Annotated in this window: 19 protein-coding genes; 6 read left to right on the forward strand and 13 right to left on the reverse strand. The window is 69.9% G+C overall.

Annotation, left to right across the window (positions count from 1 at the left end; translation table 11 throughout):
* Positions 1 to 52: 52 nt before the first annotated feature.
* Positions 53 to 3,226: a family 78 glycoside hydrolase catalytic domain gene (locus ACIA8G_RS09890; protein ID WP_396417967.1), complete on the forward strand. Its 3,174-nt coding sequence runs from the start codon at positions 53 to 55 to the stop codon at positions 3,224 to 3,226.
* Here ACIA8G_RS09890 and ACIA8G_RS09895 read toward each other — a convergent pair.
* The 7 genes from ACIA8G_RS09895 to ACIA8G_RS09925 form a co-directional block, all read right to left on the reverse strand.
* Positions 3,174 to 4,490 (reverse strand): rhamnulokinase family protein, encoded by a 1,317-nt coding sequence (locus tag ACIA8G_RS09895; RefSeq protein ID WP_396417968.1) that lies wholly within the window; start codon positions 4,488 to 4,490, stop codon positions 3,174 to 3,176. The genes ACIA8G_RS09890 and ACIA8G_RS09895 overlap by 53 nt on opposite strands.
* Entirely contained in the window at positions 4,487 to 6,505 is a 2,019-nt protein-coding gene (locus ACIA8G_RS09900) for a bifunctional aldolase/short-chain dehydrogenase (RefSeq protein ID WP_396417969.1), read from the reverse strand. Before ACIA8G_RS09900 ends, ACIA8G_RS09895 begins: the two co-directional genes overlap by 4 nt.
* The gene (gene rhaI, locus ACIA8G_RS09905) at positions 6,505 to 7,659 is read right to left on the reverse strand and encodes an L-rhamnose isomerase (protein ID WP_396417970.1); all 1,155 of its coding nucleotides are present in this window, start codon (positions 7,657 to 7,659) and stop codon (positions 6,505 to 6,507) included. The genes ACIA8G_RS09900 and rhaI overlap by 1 nt, the downstream gene beginning before the upstream one ends.
* Before the next feature lie 105 nt (positions 7,660 to 7,764).
* Positions 7,765 to 8,820 carry a rhamnose ABC transporter substrate-binding protein gene (gene rhaS, locus ACIA8G_RS09910; protein WP_396417971.1) on the reverse strand — a complete coding sequence of 352 codons (1,056 nt, stop codon included), beginning with the start codon at positions 8,818 to 8,820 and terminating at the stop codon, positions 7,765 to 7,767.
* An 11-nt stretch (positions 8,821 to 8,831) separates the two neighbouring features.
* Entirely contained in the window at positions 8,832 to 9,785 is a 954-nt protein-coding gene (locus ACIA8G_RS09915) for an ABC transporter permease (RefSeq protein ID WP_396417972.1), read from the reverse strand.
* Positions 9,778 to 10,824, reverse strand: coding sequence for an ABC transporter permease (locus ACIA8G_RS09920; RefSeq protein WP_396417973.1), 1,047 nt, complete (start codon positions 10,822 to 10,824; stop codon positions 9,778 to 9,780). The genes ACIA8G_RS09915 and ACIA8G_RS09920 overlap by 8 nt, the downstream gene beginning before the upstream one ends.
* Before the next feature lie 193 nt (positions 10,825 to 11,017).
* Positions 11,018 to 12,520 (reverse strand): sugar ABC transporter ATP-binding protein, encoded by a 1,503-nt coding sequence (locus ACIA8G_RS09925; RefSeq protein ID WP_396417974.1) that lies wholly within the window; start codon positions 12,518 to 12,520, stop codon positions 11,018 to 11,020.
* A 124-nt stretch (positions 12,521 to 12,644) separates the two neighbouring features.
* Between ACIA8G_RS09925 and ACIA8G_RS09930 the strand changes: the two genes are divergently transcribed.
* On the forward strand, positions 12,645 to 13,661 hold the full coding sequence (locus tag ACIA8G_RS09930) for a LacI family DNA-binding transcriptional regulator (RefSeq protein WP_396417975.1): 1,017 nt from the start codon (positions 12,645 to 12,647) through the stop codon (positions 13,659 to 13,661).
* A 13-nt stretch (positions 13,662 to 13,674) separates the two neighbouring features.
* Here the strand turns inward: ACIA8G_RS09930 and ACIA8G_RS09935 are convergent, their stop codons facing one another.
* Complete coding sequence (locus tag ACIA8G_RS09935; protein ID WP_396417976.1) at positions 13,675 to 13,869, reverse strand: ferredoxin; 195 nt, start codon at positions 13,867 to 13,869, stop codon at positions 13,675 to 13,677.
* Between the two features lie 11 nt (positions 13,870 to 13,880).
* Positions 13,881 to 15,092, reverse strand: a complete 1,212-nt coding sequence (locus tag ACIA8G_RS09940) for a cytochrome P450 (RefSeq protein WP_396417977.1) — start codon at positions 15,090 to 15,092, stop codon at positions 13,881 to 13,883.
* Positions 15,093 to 15,188: 96 nt separating this feature from the next.
* Here ACIA8G_RS09940 and ACIA8G_RS09945 point away from each other — a divergent pair, with 96 nt between their 5' ends.
* Positions 15,189 to 15,848, forward strand: a complete 660-nt coding sequence (locus ACIA8G_RS09945; RefSeq protein WP_396417978.1) for a TetR/AcrR family transcriptional regulator — start codon at positions 15,189 to 15,191, stop codon at positions 15,846 to 15,848.
* On the opposite strand, the gene ACIA8G_RS09950 is transcribed toward ACIA8G_RS09945, so the two are convergent.
* Genes ACIA8G_RS09950 through ACIA8G_RS09960 form a run of 3 tightly spaced genes read right to left on the reverse strand, consistent with a single transcriptional unit; the run spans position 15,841 to position 19,477 of the window.
* The gene (locus ACIA8G_RS09950) at positions 15,841 to 18,000 is read right to left on the reverse strand and encodes a xanthine dehydrogenase family protein molybdopterin-binding subunit (RefSeq protein ID WP_396417979.1); all 2,160 of its coding nucleotides are present in this window, start codon (positions 17,998 to 18,000) and stop codon (positions 15,841 to 15,843) included. The two genes, ACIA8G_RS09945 and ACIA8G_RS09950, sit on opposite strands and share 8 nt — an antisense overlap.
* Positions 17,997 to 18,974: an FAD binding domain-containing protein gene (locus ACIA8G_RS09955; protein ID WP_396418680.1), complete on the reverse strand. Its 978-nt coding sequence runs from the start codon at positions 18,972 to 18,974 to the stop codon at positions 17,997 to 17,999. The genes ACIA8G_RS09950 and ACIA8G_RS09955 overlap by 4 nt, the downstream gene beginning before the upstream one ends.
* Positions 18,974 to 19,477, reverse strand: coding sequence for a (2Fe-2S)-binding protein (locus ACIA8G_RS09960; RefSeq protein WP_396418681.1), 504 nt, complete (start codon positions 19,475 to 19,477; stop codon positions 18,974 to 18,976). The genes ACIA8G_RS09955 and ACIA8G_RS09960 overlap by 1 nt, the downstream gene beginning before the upstream one ends.
* Before the next feature lie 238 nt (positions 19,478 to 19,715).
* Here ACIA8G_RS09960 and ACIA8G_RS09965 point away from each other — a divergent pair, with 238 nt between their 5' ends.
* From ACIA8G_RS09965 to ACIA8G_RS09975, 3 genes are read left to right on the forward strand one after another with little or no spacing between them, the layout of a single operon-like run.
* On the forward strand, positions 19,716 to 20,657 hold the full coding sequence (locus ACIA8G_RS09965) for a TIR domain-containing protein (protein ID WP_396417981.1): 942 nt from the start codon (positions 19,716 to 19,718) through the stop codon (positions 20,655 to 20,657).
* Complete coding sequence (locus ACIA8G_RS09970; protein ID WP_396417982.1) at positions 20,654 to 21,790, forward strand: hypothetical protein; 1,137 nt, start codon at positions 20,654 to 20,656, stop codon at positions 21,788 to 21,790. The genes ACIA8G_RS09965 and ACIA8G_RS09970 overlap by 4 nt, the downstream gene beginning before the upstream one ends.
* On the forward strand, positions 21,721 to 22,194 hold the full coding sequence (locus ACIA8G_RS09975; protein WP_396417983.1) for a hypothetical protein: 474 nt from the start codon (positions 21,721 to 21,723) through the stop codon (positions 22,192 to 22,194). The genes ACIA8G_RS09970 and ACIA8G_RS09975 overlap by 70 nt, the downstream gene beginning before the upstream one ends.
* Positions 22,195 to 22,254: 60 nt before the next feature.
* Here the strand turns inward: ACIA8G_RS09975 and ACIA8G_RS09980 are convergent, their stop codons facing one another.
* Complete coding sequence (locus tag ACIA8G_RS09980) at positions 22,255 to 22,842, reverse strand: hypothetical protein (RefSeq protein ID WP_396417984.1); 588 nt, start codon at positions 22,840 to 22,842, stop codon at positions 22,255 to 22,257.
* Positions 22,843 to 22,921: the final 79 nt, after the last annotated feature.

Here is a 22,921-nt window from a genome sequence, read left to right on the forward strand (position 1 = left end):
CTATCCCCTCGGGGATTGAAACGTTTCATCCAGCAACGAAGGTGGAGACGACGTGCGCAGACGAGACTTCCTGAGGACTTCGGCGGTCGGACTGTCGGCCACGACCCTGCCGTGGGGCGTGGCGCACGCCGAGCCGTCGGCCGAGGCGCAGGCCGACTCCGAGGCCGAGTCACAGGGACGGGCAGGCGGGCTGCGGATCGCCCGCAGCGCGACCGAGTACGCGGAGACGTTGCTGGGCACCGATGTCGCCGAGCCGCGGCTCTCCTGGGTGCTGGAGGCGGGCGGTCACCACGCGCGGCAGACCGCCTACCAGATCGAGGTCGGCACGGCGGCCGGCCGCTCCGACATCTGGCGGACCGGCCGCGTCACGTCGGACGTCACCACCGGAATCCCCTTCGCGGGCAAGGCGCTCAAGCCTCGCACCCGCTACCACTGGCGCGTCCGGGTGTGGGACGGCTCCGGTCGTTCCTCGGCGTGGAGCAAGTGGAGCTGGTGGGAGACCGGGTTCCTCGGCACCCCGTGGACGGCACGGTGGATCGGCACACCGGACACCTCGCTCGGGTTCACCGGCGCGTCGTGGATCTGGTCGGAGACGACACCGGCGGAGAGCCGGTGGTTCCGCGCGACGCTGGAACTGCCGTCCGACGCGGTGCGCGCCAAGCTGGTGGCGACGGCGGACGACGACTTCACCCTGCACGTCAACGGTTCCGAAGCGGTGCACGTGCCGGAGCAGGTCGACGTGTGGAAGCTGGGGCAGCGCGCCGACGTCACGTCGTTGGTCAAGGGGCGCAGGATCGTGCTGGCGGCCCGCGCCACCAACCGGTCGTCCGGACCGGCGGGGTTCCTGCTGCGGCTCGTGGTGGATCTCGCCGACGGCACGCGCGAGCTCGTCACCGGGGCGGGCTGGAAGGTGGCCACCGCGGAGGAACCCGGCTGGCAGAACCCGGATTTCAACGATGCGAACTGGGCCGCCGCGACCATCCTGCACCCGTACGGGCAGGGGCCGTGGGGCACCAGCGTCACCCTGGGCGAGCAGCCCGCACCGTTGCTGCGCCAGGAGTTCAGGCTCCGCAAGCCGGTGAGGAGCGCCAGGTTGTACCTGAGCGGGCTCGCCTATCACGAGACCGAGATCAACGGCCGCCGCGTCGGCGACCGGGTGCTGGATCCCGGGTTCACCGACTATGACAACACCGTCCTGTACGCGGTGCACGACGTGACCAAGCTGGTCCGGCGCGGTTCCAACGCGATCGGTGTGACGCTCGGCCGCGGCTTCTACGGCATGAAGACGCCGAACGTCTGGCACTGGGAGCGGCCGCCGTGGCACGACGAGCCGAAGCTGCTGGCCCAGCTGGAGATCGAGCACCTGGACGGCAGCCGCACCACGATCACCTCCGACGAGAAGTGGCGGATCACGGACGGCCCGACGCTGAGCAACTCGCAGTACACCGGCGAGACCTACGACGCCAGGAGAGCCCCGCGCGACTGGACCAAACCCGGTTTCGACGACAGCTCGTGGCAGCAGGCACCGGCCAGGCCGGGCCCGAAGGGCACGCTCAAAGCCCAGGAGCACGAACCGATCCGGGTGATCGAGTCCGTCAAACCGACCGCGGTCACCTCGCCGAAGCCCGGCGTGTTCGTGGCCGACATGGGCCGCACGATGTCCGGCTGGACCCGGATGACCGTCAAGGCCCCCGCGGGCACGGTGGTCCGCCTCAAGCACGGCGAGACGCTGTACCCCGACGGCACCGTGAAGATGGAGAACGGCCACGTGAGCGGCGGCCGCATCCAGGTCGACGAGTACATCTGCGCGGGCACCGGCGACGAGACGTGGGAAGCCAGGTTCTCCTACAAGGGTTTCCGGTACGTCGAGGTGACCGGGCTGCCCGCGGCGCCCCGCCTGACCGGCCGGCTGGTGCATTCGGACGTGGCGTCGGTGAGCACGTTCCGCTGCTCCGAGCCGCTTTTCGAGAAGTACGACGCCGCCATGCGCCGCACCGTCGTCAACAACCTGCACGGCATCCCCACCGACACCCCGACGTACGAGAAGAACGGCTGGACCGGTGACGCCCAGGTCGGCGCGCCGTCGATGCTCGCCGAGTTCGGCATGGCGCGGTTCTTCACCAAGTGGCTCGGCGACCTCGCGGACAGCCAGGACGCGGCCGGGCAGCTGCCGGTGATCGTCCCGAGCGGCGGCTGGGGCTATCGCGAGCTCGCGCCCGCGCCGGAGTGGACGACGGTGTACCCGTTCGTGCTGCGCGAGATGTACCGGATCTACGGCGACGACCGGCTGCCGAAGCAGCACTGGCCGGTGCTCACCCGCTACCTCGACTGGGAGATCGGCCGAATTCGCGACGGGCTCGCGATCACGGCGCTCGGCGACTTCCTGCCGCCGGGAACGGACGGTCTGCCGCCGGAGGACACCAGGCTGACCGCGACGGCGTACCTGTACCGCTCGTTGCTGCACGCCGCCGAACTCGGGGACGTGATCGGCACACCGATCCCGCGCTACCGGGAGGTGGCCGCGAACCTGCTGACGGCGTTCAACGCCGCGTTCCTCGACCCGAGCGGCTACTACCGCACCGCCAAGGACCCCGGCTACCGGCAGACGTCCAACGCGATTCCGCTGGCGTTCGGGATGGTGCCCGCCGGGTCCATCGCGGCCGTGGCCCAGCGGCTCGCCACCGAGGTGAAGGCGAACGGCAACCGCGTGAACGCCGGCTGCCTCGGCGTCAGCGTGCTGCTGAAGGCGTTGGGCGACAACGGGCACGCGGACGCCGCCCACGCGATGGCCACCGAGCGCAGTTACCCGAGCTGGGGCTACTGGTTCGACAACGGCGCCGACACCATGTGGGAGATGTGGGACGCCGGCACCCGCTCGCGCAACCACTACTTCAAGGGCACCGTCGCGCAGTGGCTCTACGAGCACGTCGCCGGGCTGCGTCCTGGCGACGCGGGCTACCGGACGTTCACCGTGCGGCCGGACACCACCAAGGGCCTGTCGTGGGCGCGGCTGGACTTCATGAGCGTGCGCGGCAAGATCCACGTGGGGTGGACCACCGTCAACGGCGTGGTCAGGCTGACCGTCGAGGTACCGGTCGGGGCCACGGCAGCGGTGCACGTGCCGGTGAAGAACGGGTTCAAGGAGATCTCCGTTCCGCACGGGCGCTGGAGGTTCACTGGGGGAGATAACGCCTCAGCTGCTGTGACTGCCGTACCAGTGCCCTGAGGTCGGCGAGCGTGCCGTGGGCTGCGCCCGCGGCACGCGCCTGCACCAGGACGTTGCCCAGCGAGGTCGCCTCGGCCGGCCCCGCGACCACGGGAAGTCCGCACGCGTCGGCGGTGAGCTGGCACAGCAGCTCGTTGCGTGAGCCGCCGCCGACGATGTGCACGACCTCGACCTCCTTGCCGGACAACCGTTGCGCGTCGGCGACGGCGTCGCGGTGGGCGACGGCCAGACTGTCCAGTATGGACCGGACGACCTCCGCCCGCGCCTGGGGAACACGCCGGCCGTGCTCGCGGCACCACTGCTGGATCCTGGCCGGCATGTTGCCGGGTGGGAGGAACACGGGGTCGTTCGCGTCGAACAGCGTGCCCTTCGCGTCGGCGGCGTCGCGCAACAGCGGCTCGAGGTCGGCGTTCCAGCACCTGAGCGACTCCTGCAGCAACCACAGGCCCATGACGTTGCGCAGGTACCGGATCGTGCCGTCGACGCCACCCTCGTTGGTGAAGTTCGCGGCACGGCTCTCTTCGGTGAGCACGGGTGCGCGGAGTTCGACGCCGACCAACGACCAGGTGCCGCAGGAGATGTAGGCGAACCTGTCGTTCTCGGCGGGCACCGCGACGACGGCGGACGCGGTGTCGTGCGATCCGACCGCGATGACCGGCGTGGTGTCGTGCATGCCGGCGTGGTCGCCGGGATGGCGCAGAGCGGGCAGCAGGCCGGTCGGCAGATCTCTGGTCAGCTCGGCGGACCACTGTCCTGTCCGGACGTCGATCAGGCCGGTCGTCGTCGCGTTGGTGTACTCGGCGCCGCGTTCGCCGGTCAGGCAGTAGGACACCAGGTCCGGGATCAGCAGGAGTTGTCTCGCCCTGGGCAGCAGGGGTTCCGCCTGCAGCTGGAACATCGTGTTGAACGGCTGGAACTGCAGGCCGTTGAGCTGGTACAGGCCGTCCGGTGCCGTGATGCCGTCGGTGCGGGAGTCGCGGTAGTGCACGGGGTTGCCGAGCAGGGCGCCCCGCTCGTCGAGCAGGCCGTAGTCGACGGCCCAGCTGTCGACGCCGATGCTGTCGACCTGGCCCGCGTTGCGCAGGCCGGTGAGGACCTCCCGGTACAGCCCCAGCACGTCCCAGTGCAGGGTCTCGAAGACGCGCACCGGCCCGTTGGGGAACCGGTGCACCTCCTCGATCTTCAGCACTCCGTCCCCGACGAGGCCCCGGACCACGCGCCCGCTGGAGGCGCCGAGGTCGATGGCGGCGACGGTCGCCCTCATCGCAGGAACGCCGCGGCCACACCGGCGTCGACCGGCACGTGCAGACCGGTCGTGAGCGACAGGTCGCCCCCGGTCAGCGCGAACACCGCCGCCGCCACGTGCTCGGGCAGCACCTCGCGCTTGAGCAGTGTGCGCTGGGCGTAGAACGCGCCGAGCTCCTCCTCCGGCACCCCGTACACGGCCGCGCGCTGGGCACCCCAGCCACCGGCGAAGATCCCGGAACCGCGCACGACGCCGTCCGGGTTGACGCCGTTGACGCGGATGCCGTCGGCACCGAGCTCGGCCGCGAGCAACCGCACCTGGTGCGCCTGGTCGGCTTTGGCCGCGCCGTACGCGACGTTGTTCGGTCCGGCGAACACCGCGTTCTTGCTGGAGATGTAGACGATGTCACCGCCCATGCTCTGCGCCCGCATGACCTTCGCGGCCTCACGCGAGATCAGGAACGAGCCCTTGGCCATCACGTCGTGCTGCAGGTCCCAGTCGGCCTCGGTCGTCTCGGACAGCGGCTTGGAGATCGACAGCCCGGCGTTGTTGACCACCAGGTCCACCCCGCCGAACGCGAGCACCGCCGTGCGGAATGCTTCCGCGACACCGGCTCCGTCCGTGACGTCGGCCGTCACGGGCACCGCGGTCTCGCCGATCTCGTCCGCGACCTCGCGGGCGGCCTCGCCGTTGCGGTCGGCCACCACGACGCAGGCGCCCTCGGCGGCCAGCCGGTGCGCGATCGCGCGGCCGATGCCCGAGCCGCCACCCGTGACCAGTGCGACGCGGGTCGCCAGGGCCTTGGGCTTCGGCATCCGCTGGAGCTTGGCCTCTTCCAGGGACCAGTACTCGATGCGGAACTTCTCGCGTTCCTCGATCGGGGCGTAGCGGGACACCGACTCCGCGCCGCGCATCACGTTGATGGCGTTGACGTAGAACTCGCCCGCGACCCGTGCGGTCTGCTTGTCCTTGCCGAAGCTGAACATGCCGACGCCGGGCACGAGCACGATCGCCGGGTCGGCGCCGCGCATCGGCGGCGAGTCGTGCTCGGCGTGCCGTTCGTAGTAGGCCTGGTACTCCGCGCGGTAGGCCTTGTGCAGTTCCCGCAGCCGGGCGACGGCCTCGTCGAGCGGCGCGGTCGGCGGCAGGTCCAGGACCAGCGGCGCCACCTTGGTGCGCAGGAAGTGGTCAGGGCACGAGGTGCCGAGCGCGGCCAGTTCGGGATGCTTTGCGCGCGAGAGGAAGTCGAGCACCACGTCGCTGTCGTTGAAGTGGCCGACCTGCGGGCGGTCCGCCGACGCGAGCCCGCGGATCACCGGTGCCAGCTCGGCCGCGCGCTCGCGGCGTTGCTCGTCCGGCAACGGTTCGTGGACGACCGGGCCGAACGGCTCGGCATTGCCGTGCTCGTCGAGGTAGCGCTGCGCGGTCTGGATGATCTCCAGCGAGTTCGCCTCGCACTCGGCGCTGGTTTCACCCCACGCGGTGACGCCGTGGCCGCCGAGGATCACGCCGATGGCCTGCGGGTTGGCCCGTTTGATCGCCGCGATGTCGAGGCCCAGCTGGAAACCCGGCCGCCGCCAGGGCACCCACGCGACCCGGTCGCCGAAGCAGGACTTGACCAGCGCCTCACCGTCGGCCGCGGTGGCGAGCGCGATGCCCGCGTCCGGGTGCAGGTGGTCGACGTGCGCGGCGTCCACGAGGCCGTGCATGGCCGTGTCGATCGACGGTGCCGCACCGCCCTTGCCGTGCAGGCAGTGGTCGAACGCGGCGACCATCTCGTCCTCGCGGTCGACGCCGGGATAGGTCTCCACGAGTGCCCACAACCGGTCCAGCCGCAGCACGGCGAGACCGGCCTCGGTGAGCGTGCCCAGGTCACCGCCGGATCCCTTGACCCACATCAGGTCCACGGGCCGCCGGGTCACCGGGTCGGTCGCCGCGGCCTTCGCGGAGGCGTTGCCGCCCGCGTAGTTGGTGTTGCGCGGATCGGAGCCGAGCCGGTTGGCGCGCTGGAGCAGTGCCTCGACCTCGCCCATCACGCACCCCACCCGGCGGCCTCGCCACCGACTCGTTCCTGCACGATCTTCTCGGCGTAGCCGGACCGCCGGTACGCGGCCATCGGATCCGGGTCGATGCCCATCTCCTCCCGCAGTTCCGCCAGCAACGGCCGCACATCGGTGTTGTAGGCGTCCATCAGCACGGCGTTCGCTCCCAGGACGTCACCGGCACGTTGCGCGGCGTCCAGCGCCTCGTGGTCGATGATGAGCGCCTTCGCGGTCGCTTCCTGGACGTTGAGCACCGACCGGATGATCGCGGGGATCTTGGGCTCGATGTTGTGGCACTGGTCGAGCATGAACGCGATGCCCGCGGCCGGCTTGAGCGCGTCGGCGAGCACGATCTCGTGCATGATCCGGAACAGCTGGAACGGATCGGCCGCACCGACCATCAGGTCGTCGTCGCCGTAGAAGCGGGAGTTGAAGTCGAACGCGCCGAGTTTCCCGGCCCGCAGCAGGAACGCCACGATGAACTCGATGTTCGTGCCGGGCGCGTGGTGCCCGGTGTCGATCACGACCTGCGCCTTGTCGCCGAGTTGCATGCAGTGCGCGTAGGCCGTGCCCCAGTCCGGCACGTCCGTGACGTAGAAGGCGGGCTCGTAGAGCTTGTACTCCAGCAACATCCGCTGATCCGCGCCGAGCCGGGCATAGGTCTCCGCCAGCGCCTCGGCGAGCCGGTCCTGCCGGGCCCGGACGTTGTCCTGGCCGGGGTAGTTCAGGCCGTCGGAGAACCACAGCTTGAGGTCGCGCGACCCGGTCTGGTCCATGATGTCGACGCACTCGACCAGGTGCGCGATCGCCTTGCGGCGCACCGCGGGATCGGGGTGCGTGACGCTGCCGAGCTTGAAGTCGTCGTCCTGGAACACGTTGGAGTTGATCGCGCCCAGCTCGACGCCCTGTTCGCGCGCGTAGGCGGCGAGCTTGCCGTAGTCGTCGACCTTGTCCCACGGGATGTGCAGCGCGACGGTGGGGGCGACGCCGGTGAGCCGGTGCACCACCGCGGCGTCGTCGATCTTCTCGTACGGCGTGCGCGGTACGCCCTCCTGCGCGAACACCTTGAACCGGGTGCCCGAGTTCGCGTACGCCCACGAGGGAGTCTCGATCCGTTGCTCCCGCAGTGCGGCCTTCACACTCATGTTGTGCTCCAAACCCCGCTCGCCCCCTTGCTGTTCGGCGCGAAAAGCACGCTCGGGCCATCTAGTGGCCCCAACGTGCTTTTCGCGCCAGAGAATGAAGGCACGTCAGAAGTCGAACTGGTCGATGTTGTCCTTGGTGAACACGGTCGGCGGGCCGAGCACGAGCTCGCCCTTGGCGCCGATCGTGTAGTCGCCGAGCTCACCGGCCTTGAACTTCTCGCCCTCGGCACCGGTGATCTGACCGGACGCGAGCGCGGCCGCGGTGTAGGTGGCGAGGTAGCCGAGCTTGCTCGGGTCCCACAGCGCGAACGACTTCACCGTGCCGTTCTGGACGTACTTGCGCATCTGGTTCGGCGTGCCGAGACCGGTCAGCGCGATCTTGCCCTTGTACTCCGAGGAGTCGAGGTAGCGGGCCGCCGCGGCGACACCGACCGTGGTGGGCGAGATGATGCCCTTGAGGTTCGGGTGCGCCTGGAGCAGACCCTGCGTCTTCTGGAACGACGTCTGGTCGTCGTCGTTGCCGTAGGCCGTCTCCACCAGCTTGAGCCCGGCGTACTCGGGCTTGGCCAGCTCGGTCTTCATGATCTCGATCCACGCGTTCTGGTTGGTCGCGTTCGCCGTGGCGGAGAGGATCGCGATCTCACCGGAGCCGCCGATGGCGTCGGAGATCAGCTTCACCTGGCTGGTGCCGATCTCCTTCGTCGTGGCCTGGTTGACGAAGACGTCCCTGGCGTCCGGCGCCGCGTCGGAGTCGAAGGTGACGACCTTGAGGCCCTGTGCCCGCGCGGACTTCAGCGCGGGTGCGACGGCGTTGGCGTCGTTGGCCGAGAGGACCAGCGCGTTCTGGCCCTGCTGGGCCGCCGTGTTGATGTAGGTGACCTGGGAGGAGGCGCTGGCGTCCGACGGACCGGTCGCCTTCAGCTCACCCTTGATCGCGCTGCCCGCCTTCTCCGCGCCCTTCTGCGCCACGGTGAAGTACGGGTTGTTGACCTGCTTGGGCAGGAACGTGATCTTCAGGTTCTCCTTGAGCGGCGCGCCGGGGTTCGCGGCGGCGGTACCGGTCGCAGTGCCGGTTTGCTGGCCGGCGCTGTCCTTCGTGGTCCCGCCGCATCCGGAGAGAGCGACCACGCCGATCAGAGCGAGCACGAGTCGTGTCTTCATCTTCTTGCCTTTCAACGGTTCGCGACGACGGGAACACGCCTGGCGATGGACGGTGCCAGCACACTCACCAGCAGCAGGAGGCCGGTGACGATGGTGAGGATTTCGGTCGAGACGTCTTGCAGGATCAGCAGGTTGCGCAGGCCGCCGAGCAGCAGCACGCCCGCGAGCACGCCGAACAACGTGCCCTTGCCGCCGAAGATGGACACGCCGCCGAGCAGCACCGCGGCGATGACCGCCAGCTCCAGCCCGACCCCGTTGTCCGCGCGGGCGCTGGAGAAGCGGAACGTGTAGACGATGCCCGCGATCGCGGCCACCGCCCCGGCGACCACGAAGAGGATCAGCTTGATCCGCTTCACCCGGATGCCGGAGAACCGGGCGCCCTCCTCGTTCGCGCCGATCGCGTACACGGAGCGCCCGAAGGAGCTGGCGTGCAACACGATCCCGAAGACGACGGCGAGCACCGCGGCCAGGGCGATCGGCCACGGGATGTTCGTGCCGGGCACGGGCGTGGTGCCGAAACTCGTGTAGCTCGCCGGAAAATCGGCGACCGCCGTGTCACCGAGCACGACCAGCGCGAGCCCGCGGTACAGCGCGAGCGTGCCGATCGTGACCGCGAGCGAGGGCAGGCCGAGCCTGGTGACGAGGAGCCCGTTGACCGCGCCGCAGACAGCGCCGACCACGATCACGAACGGCAGGATCGTCTCCAGCGACCAGCCCGCGTTCCACAGCCAGCCGACCAGCGCGCTCGACAACCCCAGGACCGACGCCACGGACAGGTCGATCTCGCCCGCGATGATCACCAGCGTGAGCGGCAACGCGATGAGCGCGATCTCGCCGATGTCCAGGCCGAGGTAGAAGAGGTTGCCACCGGACAGGAACGAACCACCGGTGTTGAACTGACCGACTGCCGCCACCGCGATCAGCAGCAGCACCAGCACGGTCTCCCACCGCAGGAGCTTACGCATGGCTGGTCCCTTCCGTGCGGCGCAAGGCTTTGGCGAGCTTCAACGCCAGCAGCCGGTCAACGGTGATCGCACTGAGCAGCAGCGCGCCCGCGATGGCCTGCTGCCAGAACGCCGGGATCTGCAACACCACCAGGCAGCTGGTGATGGTGCCCAGCAACAACGCCCCCAGCGCCGCACCGGCAACGGTGCCGGAGCCACCGAAGATCGCCACCCCGCCGACCACGACCGCCGCGACCACCTGGAGTTCCAGCCCGGTCCCCGCGGCCGCGTCGACGGTGCCGTACCTGGCGACCCACAACGCACCGGCGAGTCCGGCGATCAGTCCACTCAGGACGAAGGCGGTGAGCGTCCGCTTGGCCACCGGAATGCCGGCCAGGACGGCGGCCTCCGGGTTCGAGCCGATCGCGTACAGCTCGCGGCCGGACCGGTAGGACTTCAGGAAGACCGCGGCCACGGCGATCACGAGCAACGTTGTGAGGACCAGGATCGGGATGCCGAGGAGTCGCGCGCTGCCCAGGTCGAGCAGTCCGTCCGGGAGGTTGGCGGCGTTGACCTGCCGCCCCTGTGCCAGCGCGTAGTCGACGCCGCGGAACACGTACAGCGTGCCGAGCGTGACGACGAGGCTCGGGACGTTGCCGACGGCCACGAACAGGCCGTTGAGCAGCCCGCACACCAGGCCGATGGCCACTCCGAACCCGATGCCGGCGAGCAGCGGCGTGCCGGGGTGGTCGGCGAACTGTTGTGCCGTCAGGAATGCGGAGAGACCGAGCACCGAGCCTACGGACAGGTCGACGTTGCGGGTCACCACGACCAGGGTCTGGCCTACGGCGAGGAGGGCGACGATCGAGGCGTTGAGCAGTAGGTCGCGGAGGCTCTGGGTCTGGATGAACCTCGGGTTGACGATCGCTGTGGGGATGACGACCAGCGCGAGGGCTACCAGGATGCCTAGCTCGCGGACGCGGCCGACTCGGTCGCTCAGGCGGCGGGCTGCGGTGCGGCGGGTGGCGACGGGGGTGAGGGCGGGGGCTTCGGCGGTCATGGGGTCACCGCCCAACGGGTGCTGTGGTCGCGGGGCTGCGAGGTCTCTGGCGCGCTGCCTGCGCGGCGCGCACCGCGTTCAGGTGCGTGTGGGCGCGTGGTCGCCGGTCCGGTGCCCGCACCGCGCACACGTGCCTGCGGGCGTGAGGTCACCGGGCCGGTGCCCGCCCAGCGCCTTTCCTGCGTCCATGCGATCACCGCGCCACCCCCTGTCCAGCCGCAGCGAGCGCGACCTTCTCCTCAGTGGCCTCGGCGCGAGAAAGCTCTTCCACCAACCGTCCTTCGTGCATCACCAGCACCCGGTCCGCCATCCCGAGCACCTCGGGCAGCTCCGACGAGATCATCAGCACCGCCACGCCCTGCCCGGCGAGCTCGCTCAGCAACCGGTGCACCTCCGCCTTGGTCCCGACGTCGATGCCGCGCGTCGGCTCGTCCACGATCAGCACCGACGGCTGGCGGGCGAGCCACTTCGCGAGCACGACCTTCTGCTGGTTGCCGCCCGACAGCACGCCGACCGGGTCGCTCAGCCGCGCGAACTTCAGCCGCAGCTTCACCGCCCAGTCCTGGGCCAGCGCGCGTTCCGAGCTGCTCCGCAGCAGCCCGAAGGTCGACAGCGAGCCGAGGGAGGCGAGCGCGGTGTTGCGTTCGATCGACGCGTCCATCACCAGCCCCTGCTGGCGGCGGTCTTCCGGCACCAGGCCGATTCCCGCGGCCATCGCGGCGGTGGGGGAGCCCGGCTTGAGGCGCCGGCCGTGCACCAGCACCGAGCCCGCGTCGGGGCGGTCGATGCCGAAGACTGCTCGTGCCACCTCGCTGCGGCCGGCGCCGACCAGACCGGACAGCGCGACGATCTCGCCCGCCCGCACGTCGAACGTCACGTCGGTGAACACGCCCTCGCGGGTCAGCCGTCGTACCGACAGCAGCACTTCGCCGGGCGTGGTGTCCTCTTTGGGGTACAGCTGGTCGAGCGAGCGGCCGACCATCTTGCGCACCAGGGAGTCCGGGGACTCGTCGGCGAGCGGGCCGGACCAGACGAACTCGCCGTCGCGCAGCACGGTGGCGCGCTGGCACAGTTCGAAGACCTCGTTGAGCCGGTGCGACACGAACAGCACCGCCGCGTCGTCCGCGCGCAACGCTCGCACGACGCCGAAGAGTCGCTGGACCTCGTGCTCGGACAGGGCCGCGGTCGGCTCGTCCATGACGATCACGCGGGCGTCGAACGAGAGGGCCTTGGCGATCTCGACGAGCTGCTGGTCGGCGATGGACAGGCCGCGGGCCGGCCGGGCCGGGTCGAGGCGGACTCCCAAGCGGGAGAACAGCTTCTCGGTGCGGGTGTTCATCTCGCGCACGTCGATCCGGCGGCCGGGGCCGAGCGGCTGGCGGCCCATGAACACGTTCTCGGCCACCGTGAGGTCACCGAAGAGCGTCGGTTCCTGGTAGATGATCGCGATGCCGGCCGCGAGCGCGTCGGCGGGGCCGGCGAAGCGGCGTTCGGCGTCGTCCACGAGCAGCCGGCCGGCATCCGGCCGGTGCACGCCGGCCAGCGTTTTGATGAGCGTCGACTTGCCCGCGCCGTTCTCGCCGAGCAACGCGTGCGCCTCTCCGGGCAGCAGTTGCAGCGACACCTCGGACAGCGCCCGGACCGCCCCGAACGCCTTGCTCACGCCGTCCAGTGCCACCACGGGAGGTCGGTCCACGCTCTCTCCTCGTTGATTGAAACGTTTTAACCGGCTGTTAGCGTGAAGCCTGAGTGTCTTCAGGTCGCATGTCAAGGGTTTGGGTTACGATCCCTTGCCACGTTTCAACACTCAGGAGCCGCCCGTGAAACCCTCGATCGGCATCCGCGAGGTGGCCCATCACGCGGGCGTCTCGAACGCGACCGTATCGAACGTCCTGAACCGTCCGGACGTAGTTGCGCCCGCGACACGGCAGCGTGTCCTGGCGTCGATCGCCGAGCTCGGTTTCGTCCGCAACGAGTCGGCGCGTCAACTGCGCGCGGGCCGCAGCCGCGTCATCGCCTACGTCGTGCTGGACGCGTCGAACCCGTTCTTCACCGACGTGGCGCGCGGTGTGGAAAGCGCTGCCAGGGAAGCCGGCTTCGCGGTGTTCCTGTGCAACAGCGCCTCAGAGGGCGGCCGCGAGCGCGAGTACCTGGAACTGCTGCACGAGCAGCGCGTCGAGGGCATCCTGATCACCCCGGTCGACGCCGAGGTCCCTGGCTTCGCCGAGTTGCTGCACCGCGGCACGCCGGTCGTGCTGGTCGACCACAGCGCCCAGGACGGCACCTGCTCGGTGGCCGTCGACGACGTGCTCGGCGGCGAACTGGCCGTGACACACCTGATCGAGACCGGCCACACCCGCATCGCGATGGTCGGCGGTCCCTTCACCATCCAGCAGGTGCGCGACCGGCACGCGGGAGCGTTGCGCGCCATGGCGAACGCGGGCCTGCCCGAGGCGAACCTCACCGTGCTCGAGACGACGGACCTGCAGGTGGCGGAAGGACGCAGCGCGGGGGAGCGGCTGGTCGGCCTGCCGTCGGTGCGCCGCCCCACGGCCGCGTTCTGCGCCAACGACCTGCTCGCGCTCGGGCTGCTGCAGTCCATGACGCAGCAGGGCCTGAAGGTTCCGGAGGACCTCGCGGTCGTCGGCTACGACGACATCGAGTTCGCCGCCGCGGCCGCCGTGCCGCTCACCTCGGTGCGCCAGCCGCGCGACCAGCTCGGCCGCACCGCCGCCCGGTTGTTGCTGGAGGAGAGCGAACCGGACCACGAGCACCGGCACGTGCAGTTCCAGCCGGAGCTCGTGGTCCGCGCGTCGACCCGCGTCCGCGGTGCCTGAGTTCGCGGGCCGCTCAGTCCTCGACGAGGATGGCCGCGGCCGGGCAGACGGCCGCCGCGTGCCGCACGTCGGTCAGCCGCGGCTCGGGCGGGCTGGGGTTCAGCAACTCCACCAGCCCGTCCTCGTCGCGCTGGTCGAACACGTCGTCGGCGGCCAGCACGCACTGCCCGGCGCCGACGCACTTCTCCTGATCCACGATCACCTTCACGGCGAGCTCCTTCACCAGGTCACAGGCAGTTCGGCGACACCACCGGTCAACGTGGTGCGCACCTCGAGTTCGTCGAGCTCCTTGGCGAGCCGCAGGCCCGGCAGCCTGCGGGCCAGCGCGGCGAAGACGACGCGCAGTTCGGTGCGGGCGAGGCTCGCGCCGATGCAGAAGTGCGCGCCGTGGCCGAACCCGAGGTGTGTCCTCTCCGGACGGTCGGGGTCGAAGGTCTCGGCCTCGCTGTACACCGACGCGTCGCGGTTGGCGGCGTTGATCGAGATGACCACGGCGTCGCCGCGCCGGATGGTGACGCCGGCGAGGTCGACGTCGGTGTGGGCGTACCGCAGCAGGCCGAAGTCTCCCGGCGCGCCGAGGCGCATGATCTCCTCCACCGTGGCGTCGACGCGCCCGTCCGGATCGGCGACGAGCGCGTCCCAGTGCTCGCGGCGGGTGAGCAGGAACAACACGCCGAGGCCGATGCGGTTGACCGTGGTCTCGTGCCCGGCGAACAGCAGCCCGACGCAGAGCTGGACCATCTGGTCGTAGTCGTAGGCCTCGTCGGCGCTCTGGGCGCGGACCAGGTCGGAGATCACGTCCTCACCCAGCGCGGGTCGCTTGGTCTCGATGAGGCCGACCATGTACTGGAGGAACTCCTCGCGCGCCCGGTGGGCCTCCTCGCCGATGGCGGTGTTGCCCATGCGCTCCGACAGCGACGAGAAGTGCTCGTGGTCGGACTCCGGCACGCCGAGCAACCGGCAGATCATCGCGACCGGCAACGGGAAAGCCAGGCGTGAGTGCAGGTCGACCACGCCATCCGGCGCGGCTTCGTGCTCGGCCACCAGCTGGTCGAGGTAGCCCTCGACCAGCTCTCCCATGTGATCGGACAGCATCCGCATCCGCTTGGCGGAGAACGCGGGGGTCAGCAGCCGGCGCATCCGCGCGTGGTCGGCTTCCTCGGTCTCGTATTCGCCGGTCGGCCCGTCCAGGACCGCGGCGCTGGAGAGGCGCGACGCCCGTTCCGGCTCGGGGTGGGAGCGGCCGAACCGCTTGTCGCCGAGCAGGAGGCGGACCTCCTCGAACCGGGTCACCAGCCAGGCCGGGTCACCTACCGGTGTGGTGACCGCGGCGATCGGCGCCTCCCGGCGCAGCACTTCGTACAACGGGGCGAGATCGAGGACGTTCGGCCTGGGCAAAGGCAGCTGCAGGCGTTCCGCGGTGGCGCTCAAGGTTTCCTCCCGAACTTGGCGACACCTCGACCGTAGCAGTTTATTGGCAGTGTCTGCCAATTAATATGCGAGGCGCGGACGTGCTTAAATCGCCCGATGGAGGACGTTGTGGCCGAAAGCGGTGCGCCGCGCCGGGGACGGCCGCCGGTGAGCGAGGAGCAACGTCAGCGGCAGCGCCTGGAGATCTCCCGGCACGCGATCCGGTTGTTCGCCGCGCAGGGTGTCGCCGCCACCTCCGGTGAGCAGATCGCCAAGGCCGCCGGGGTCTCCGAACGCACGTTGTGGCGCTACTTCCCCTCCAAGGAGAGCTGCATCGCGCCGCTGCTCGCCACGATGGTCGACGCCTTCCAGGAGGTGTTGCGCGCCTGGCCGCCCGAGCTGGAGCTGATCGAGCACCTGCGGGCCGCCTACACGCCCGTCTTCGACTCGTCCTGCGACGCGGACGGCAACGCGGTCCTCTCGGTGGTCCGGATGACCCACGACGAACCCGCGCTGCGTGCCGTCTACCTCGTGCTGAGGGAACGCGCGGAAGCCACGCTCGCCGAGGTGCTCGCGCACCGCTCTGGCCTGTCGGCCGACTCGCTCGAGCACCGCGTGCAGGCGGCCGCCGTGAGCGCGGTGCTCAAGGCGGTGGTCGACCACCTCTCCCTGGAGAAGGGCGGCGTCACCACCGAAGCGCTGGACGCCCACCGCGACGACATCGCCGGAGCGGTGAGCGGCGTCCTGCGCGGCCTGTCGGGCCTGACGCTCAGCTGAGCAGCTTGTCCAGCGTGATCGGCAGGTCCCGCACCCGCACACCGGTCGCGTGGTGCACGGCGTTCCCGATCGCGCCGGCCACACCGACCATGCCGAGCTCGCCGATGCCCTTCGCGCCGAGCCCGCTGACCAGCGGGTCCGGGCGGTCGATGAACCGCACGTCGATCTTCGGGACGTCGGCGTGCACCGGCACGAGGTAGGAGGCGAGGTTGGCGTTGGCGAAGCGGGCGGTGGCGTGGTCGATCTCGGTGGCCTCCAGCAGCGCCTGGCCGATGCCCATCACCACCGCGCCCTGGATCTGGCTGCGGGCGGCCTTGGCGTTGACGATCGTGCCCGCGTCCATCACCGACAACCACCTGCTGACCCGCGGTTCTCCGGTGAGCCGGTGCACGCGGACCTCGCAGAAGTGCACGCCGAAAGACCGGTAGCCGTGCTCGGGGTCGACGAGCTGGGGTGAGCTGCCGACGGCTTCGACACCGCCGACGTCGCACGTGGTGAGCAGCGTGCCGAAGCTCATCGTCAAGCCGCCACTGGACACGCTGCCGTCCCGATAGGACACGTCGTCCTTGCCGTAGAAGGGCGAACGCGGGTTGGTGACGGCGAGCGCGATCAGCTCCGCCTGCGACTTCCGCGCCGCGTCCTGCACGGCGGGGCCGTTGCTGCAGGTGGACACCGACCCGCCGGCGTTGGCCGCGGCGGGGGAGGTGGAGTCGCCGAGTTCCGGGCGCACGCGGCCGACCGGGATGCCCAGCGCGTCGGCGGCGAGGATGGCGAAGACGGTGTACTGACCGGTGCCCAGGTCGGCGCCGGTGCCGGACACGGTGGCGGTGCCGTCCGCGACCAGCCGCACCTTGACCGACGCCCGGTCGCGCCACACGGAGTAGGTCGCGGTGCCCATGCCGGTGCCGACGAGCCAGTCGCCGTCCTGCGTCGCGCGCGGCCGCAGCGGGCGGCGCGACCAGCCGAACTCCTCGGCGCCGAGCCGGTAGCACTCGTCGAGGTGCTTGCTGGACCACGGTTTGCGGGTGTTCGGCACGACGGTCGCGTAGTTGCGCAGCCGCAGTTCCAGCGGGTCGATCCCGAGCTTCTCCGCCAGCTCGTCCATCGCGCTCTCCAGCGCGAACGAGCCGTTCGCCTCGGCCGGTGCGCGCATCACGGTCGCCGCGCCGAGGTTCAGCGGCACGAGCTTCTTGGTGGTGCGGAGGTTCGGGCTCGCGTAGGTGGTCTGCACCCAGACGGCGGGGGACTCGGAGAAGTTCCCGGCCAAGCCACGGCTGGACGTGCTGTCGTTCGTGATCGAGGTGAGCGTGCCGTCCTCCTGGCACGTCAGCGAGATCGTCTGCCTGGTCAGCGGCCGGTGCCCGGCCACCGCGAACACCTGCTCGCGAGTGAGCACCGCCTTGACCGGCCGCCCCAGCGCCCTGGCCGCCGCGCACGCCAGCGGCACCTGCGCCCAGTTGCCCCACTTGCCGCCGAAACCGCCGCCGACGTGCGGGCTGAGCACGTGGATCTTCGCCGGGTCCACGCCGAGCGTCTCGGACAACCGCTTCTGCACGAGCAGCGCGCCCTGGGACGTCGAGTAGACCGTCAGGTGGTCACCGTTCCAGGTCGCGATCGTGGCGTGCGGTTCCATCGCGCAGTGGTGCTGCACCGGCGATGTGTACTCCGCGGTGAACGTGACGGCCGCGTCGACCTGTGCGATCGACTGGACGCCGTCGGCCAGCACTTCCTCGACCTCTTCCAGCTTCTGCGGGGTTCGGCCGGGGAAGTCGGTGGTGTGGGGAAGTTGCTGGTAGGTCGCCGTGACCAGGCTTGCCGCGTCGCGTGCCTGTTCCCACGTTTCCGCGACGACGAAGCCGATCGGCTGGCCGAAGTACCGCACCTCCTTGTCCTGCAACGGAGGGAAGCGCTCGTCGTTCTGCTCCTGGACGTAGGCGAACAGCTTCAGCGGGTTGAACGGCGTGTAGACGGCGAGCACGCCGGGGGAGGCGAGCGCGGCGGTGGTGTCCATCGCGGTGACGGCACCCTTGCCGATGGTGCTCGTGACGAGGTAGCCGTAGGTGACGCCGGGAATCTTCGTGTCGGCGGCGTAGGTGGCCGCCCCGGTGACCTTGATGCGTCCGTCCACCCGGTCGACGGACTGCCCGATCATCGCACACCCGCCGCGTCGAGGAGGGCGCGGACGATCGTGCGCTTCAGCAGACTCGTCTTGAAGGCGTTGTGCGCCAACGGCCTTGCTCCGTCCACAGCGGACTCGGCGGCGTCGGCGAAGGTCCGTTCCATCGCCACACCGCCCTTCAACGCTTCCTCGACCGCTCGTAGTCGCCACGGTTTCGTGCCGACGCCCCCGGCGGCGAGGCGGACGTCCTGGACGACGCCGCGCTTCAGGCTGATCGCCGCCGCGACCGAGGTGAGCGCGAACTCGTACGACTGCCGGTCGCGGATCTTGAGGTACGTCGAGTGCCGGGCCCACGGCAGGAGCGGCACGACCACCTCGGCGATCAACTCACCGGGCCCGAGCACGTTCTCCCGGTCCGGCGTGGTGCCCGGCAGCCGGTAGAAGTCCTCGAGCGGCACCGTCCGGTCGCCGTCCTCGCTGCGGAGCACGACCTGTGCCTCCAGGGCGGCGAACGCGACGGCGACGTCGCTGGCGTGGGTCGCGGCGCAGGAGTCGCTGGTGCCCAGGATCGCGTGGCCCCGGTTCACGCCGGTCAGCGCCGGGCAGCCGCTGCCTGGTCGCCGCTTGTTGCACGCCGACGTGACGTCCCGGAAGTAGTCGCATCTCGTGCGCTGCATCAGGTTTCCGCCGATGCTCGCCATGTTCCGCAACTGGCCGGACGCGCTGAGCAGCAGTGCGCGGGAGATCATCGGGTGGACCGAGGAGACGACCGGATGGGCCGCCACGTCGCCCATCCGCTCCAGCGCGCCGATCCGCAGCGCGCCCTGGTGGAGCCGGATTCCCTTGAGCGGCAGGCGGTTGACGTCGATGACCCGGTCCGGCGTCAGGACTTCGAGCTTCATGAGGTCGACCAAGGTCGTGCCTCCGGCTAGGAACGCCGACCCCGGCTTGGCGAGCTTCAGCGCGTCGCTGACGGTGGAAGGCGTGGTGAAGTCGAACGCGCGCATCACCGGCCGCCCTTCTTGGCCTGCTTGATCGCCTCGAGGATGTTCGGGTAGGCGCCGCAGCGGCAGAGGTTGCCGGACATGGCCTCCCGGATCTGGTCGTCGGTGCGCACCTCGCGCTCCTCGACGACCTTGCACGCCGACATGATCTGGCCGGACGTGCAGAACCCGCACTGGAACCCGTCGTGGTCGATGAACGCCCGCTGCACCGGGTGCAGCTCGTCACCGCCGGAGATCCCCTCGATCGTGGTGACCTCCTTGCCCTGCAGGGTCGCCGTCAGCGTCAGGCAGGACAGCACACGCCTGTCGTCGACGTGCACCGTGCAGGCGCCGCACTGGCCGCGGTCGCAGCCCTTCTTCGTCCCGGTCAGGCCGAGGCGTTCCCTGAGCGCGTCGAGCAGCGTCACTCGCGGGTCGAGGCTGAGCTTCGTCTGCTCGCCGTTGACCCGGAAGGCGACTTCGACCAGACCGGTGTCCACCTCGGGTGCGGCCACCGCCGCCGCCATCGCCGGTGCGGTCAACGCGACCCCGGCGGACACCGCCGCCGCCTGCCCGAAGAACTGCCGCCTGGTTGCCATGTGACCCCCTGTACTCGGGGCAACACAATCAGTACCGTCCCGAGTGGTCAATGCGTCGGGGTACCGGAACGCAGGTTGCTCCGAGCGGGTGAGCCGCAGTGGCCAATTGATGGACAATGAGTTGCCGCGCCTGTCTCAACTCGCGACGGCGCGGATAGCTTGCGGCATGTCGTTTGGACCGGCCGGTTTCTTCCTCTCCTACACGCAAGCCGATGCGGCGTACGTGAAACGGCTCACCGAGCACCTCGAGGCCTCGGCACTGCCGGTGTGGCTGGACGCCAAGCTCCGCTGGGGCGCAAGGGTTCCGGGGGAGATCAGGGACCGGCTGGCGACCGCGCCCGGCATCATCGTGATCATGTCGCCCGCCTCGGAGCGGTCGGAGTGGGTCGAGCGCGAGATCCTCGAAGGACAGCGGCACGGCCGGCCGTTCCTGCCGGTTCTGCTGCGCGGGCACCGGCACTTCCTGTTGGCGGCGACCAGTTTCTTCGACGCCAGGGACGGGCGGCTGCCCGGCGAGCAGGAGATCGGCGAGCTCCGCGCGCTGCTGGACTCCGATGCGCCGCGCCCCGGTCCGGTGACGAGGCCGGTTCCGGTCGTCCCGGTGGCGACGGCGCCCACGGAGGTCTCGCTGCGAAAGCTGCGGCACACGCTGGAGGAAGGACAGCTCGCGCACGCCGACATCCTGACGACCTCGCTGCTGCTGGAGGCCGGGCAGCGGCTGGACCGGGGCTGGCTGCGGCGTTCCGACGCAGGGCGGCTGCCGGTCGGGCTGCTCGCCGACATCGACACCGCGTGGGCGAAGTTCTCCCAGGGACAGCAGGGATTCGCGATGCAGCTGGCCAGGCACCCCGGACCGCCGGAGGGCGCACCGCCCGGCCGTCACCGCGACTTCCTCGCGCTGGCGCTGACCGTGGGGTGGAAGGGCCTGCGGGGTGAGGTCTCGCCGCCCTACTCGGAACTCGTCGCCGCGGACGACTTCCCGCCGGGGTTCTTCCCGACCATGCGCAACCCCCAGCTCGAACGGTTCGGGAGCTGGCACGACAAGTGGACCGACACGGTGATGACCGTGCACACACGACTGCGGAACAGCGGGGTCAGAGGCTCATGACCATCTTCATCGTCCTCCTGGTGATCGCCGCGGTCGTCGTCGTGGTGGCGCTGACCGGCTACCAGTCCGTGCCGACCGGGAAGATCGGCCTGGTGTACAAGCGGTTCGGCGTGCTGAAGAGCGAGAGGTACCCGGTCCGCGTGCACGGCGGCCAGGGCGTGCAGGCGGCCACGTTGCAGGCCGACCGCCGCTACCTGTTGCCGCCGTTGCTCTACCGAATCAAGTTCGTGCCGCGGACCTACGTCCCCACGGGCACGATAGGGCTCGTCATCGCGAAGGTAGGCGCGGTCCCACCGGTCGATCGCACGCTGTGCAACCACGTGGAGTGCAACTACTTCCAGGACGGCCGGGCGTTCCTGATGCGCGGCGGTCAGATGGGCAAGCAGCCCATGGTGCTGCCCGGCGGCGCCTACTACGACATCAACCCGGCCCTGTTCGAGGTGATCACCACCGAGACGCTGGGCGACGCGGAGATCTACGAGCTCACCCGTTCCGACCTGACGGACATCAGCATCCCGGAAGGCGCCACCGGCGTCGTGATCGCCAAGGAAGGCGACGCACCGGACGACGACGAGAGCGTCGTCGGCGCCCCGGTGGCGGGCCACGCCAGTTTCCAGCGCCCGTGGGAGTTCCTGGCCAACGGCGGCCGCCGGGGCGCGCAGGCCGAGACCCTGTCCCAGGGCGGCGTCTACCGGATCAACCCGTGGTTCGCCCGCGTGGTGATCATCCCGACCCGCGAGCTGACGCTGGAGTGGCAGCGCAAGGAGAACAAGTCCTCTGACCGCTACGACGCCGCGCTGGACCAGATCGTGGCCAACGTCGAGGGCCACCGCCTGCTGTTCACGATGACCCAGATCATCCGCATCCCGGCCAAGGCGGCGCCGGGCCTGGTGCGCCGGTTCGGCGAGGACCGCGACATGTCCGGCCTGGGCGACGTGCAGAGCCCCGCCCGGTGCAGCGGTTCGTCGAACGCGTGCTCGGCCGCACCGTCAAGGGCTACTTCGAAAGCAGCGCCTCCGAGCACGAGGTGCTCCAGTTCATCGCGCAGCTCAACGAGGTCCGCATGGAGCTGGAGTCGAAGGTGCGGGAGGCGCTGGCGGAGTGGGGCGTGGAAGCCGGCCGCACGACGCTGAGCGACTTCGAGTCCGAGGACCCGGAACTGGACGCGCGCCGCCGCCGCAAGGCGCAGGAACGCGACGAGCAGGAGGAGCTCGGCTACCGCCTGCGCAACGCCGAGCTGGAGGAGGAGATCAAGCGCCGGCGCCTGCAGACCGCGCGGGAGGAGGCCGCGGTTCCGGTGGCCGAGACCGAGGCCAGGGTCAAGCTGCTCGGCGTGCAGTCCGAGGTGCTGCTCCAGTCGCTCGGCGAGCTGAAGGACTTCAACACCCCGAGCATCGTGGCCGACGCCGGACTGGCCAACGGGGCACTGCCTCTGGTGGTCGGTCAGCAGATGATCAACCAGACGCTGGCGAACATTCCTCAGGATCCGCCGCAGCAACTCGAATCCGGTGACGAGCCGGAAAAGAAGGAAAAATAGGAATGGGCGGGCCGCCCGTCACCGAATTCGATGACGAGCGGCCGGCGGTCGGTGAAACAATCAGGGAGTGCACGGGGTGGAGCTGGGGCTGTCGAGATAGCTGGAGTAGGTGAGTCCCACCCGGTTCAGCTTGTTGTCGGCGCCGTGTTCCAGGACGACGTCCCACCTCTTGTTCGCGGTCTGCTGGTAGTAGCAGACCGACGCGAGGTTGTTGCCCTCGTGGACGACCTCGTGCGCCCAGTCCTCGTACGGGGCGAGGTGCACCCACGCCGTGGTCCCGTTGAGGGTGGTCCCACGCCCGAAGGAGTTGCACCACGTCGACGAGGTGACGGTCAGATTCTCCTCGTGGGTCCAGCCGATGTACTTCTGGTTGTGGTCGAAGACCATGTCCCACAACTTGCCGTCGGCGCCCATGACCCAGCAGATCGTGGCGACGTCGTGGCCCGGCCTGGTGATCAGGTGCTCACCGTTGTACGGGTTGGGCCGGAAGCGGATCCACGTCTCGGCGAACCTGACCTGGGTGGCCCGCCCGATGCCCATGATGGAGATGTCGTCCTGGGCCGGCTTCTGGTTCTGTGCGGAACCCGCGGGTGACATGACCAGCAGCGAGGCCGCTACCAGGCACGCGGACAGCACAGATTTCAGCATTCTGTTCAAGAGAACTCCCCCAGAGATCTCAGGGGCGAGGAGAGGCAACCTCTGTTGATGCCTGACGCCCCCCGCTAAA

This window comes from Lentzea sp. NPDC051213 (assembly GCF_044455585.1).
In the GTDB taxonomy this organism is placed as follows: domain Bacteria; phylum Actinomycetota; class Actinomycetes; order Mycobacteriales; family Pseudonocardiaceae; genus Lentzea.

Coding starts and splice junctions, on each gene's coding strand:
- rhaI (WP_396417970.1), bottom strand. CDS start 7,659: ATGAGTGTGAAGGCCGCACTGCGGGAGCAACGGATCGAGACTCCCTCG.
- ACIA8G_RS09965 (WP_396417981.1), top strand. CDS start 19,716: ATGTCGTTTGGACCGGCCGGTTTCTTCCTCTCCTACACGCAAGCCGAT.
- rhaS (WP_396417971.1), bottom strand. CDS start 8,820: ATGAAGACACGACTCGTGCTCGCTCTGATCGGCGTGGTCGCTCTCTCC.
- ACIA8G_RS09955 (WP_396418680.1), bottom strand. CDS start 18,974: ATGCGCGCGTTCGACTTCACCACGCCTTCCACCGTCAGCGACGCGCTG.
- ACIA8G_RS09920 (WP_396417973.1), bottom strand. CDS start 10,824: ATGACCGCCGAAGCCCCCGCCCTCACCCCCGTCGCCACCCGCCGCACC.
- ACIA8G_RS09980 (WP_396417984.1), bottom strand. CDS start 22,842: ATGCTGAAATCTGTGCTGTCCGCGTGCCTGGTAGCGGCCTCGCTGCTG.
- ACIA8G_RS09945 (WP_396417978.1), top strand. CDS start 15,189: ATGGAGGACGTTGTGGCCGAAAGCGGTGCGCCGCGCCGGGGACGGCCG.
- ACIA8G_RS09950 (WP_396417979.1), bottom strand. CDS start 18,000: ATGATCGGGCAGTCCGTCGACCGGGTGGACGGACGCATCAAGGTCACC.
- ACIA8G_RS09900 (WP_396417969.1), bottom strand. CDS start 6,505: ATGGGCGAGGTCGAGGCACTGCTCCAGCGCGCCAACCGGCTCGGCTCC.
- ACIA8G_RS09970 (WP_396417982.1), top strand. CDS start 20,654: ATGACCATCTTCATCGTCCTCCTGGTGATCGCCGCGGTCGTCGTCGTG.
- ACIA8G_RS09960 (WP_396418681.1), bottom strand. CDS start 19,477: ATGGCGGCGGCGGTGGCCGCACCCGAGGTGGACACCGGTCTGGTCGAA.
- ACIA8G_RS09975 (WP_396417983.1), top strand. CDS start 21,721: ATGGAGCTGGAGTCGAAGGTGCGGGAGGCGCTGGCGGAGTGGGGCGTG.
- ACIA8G_RS09895 (WP_396417968.1), bottom strand. CDS start 4,490: ATGAGGGCGACCGTCGCCGCCATCGACCTCGGCGCCTCCAGCGGGCGC.
- ACIA8G_RS09915 (WP_396417972.1), bottom strand. CDS start 9,785: ATGCGTAAGCTCCTGCGGTGGGAGACCGTGCTGGTGCTGCTGCTGATC.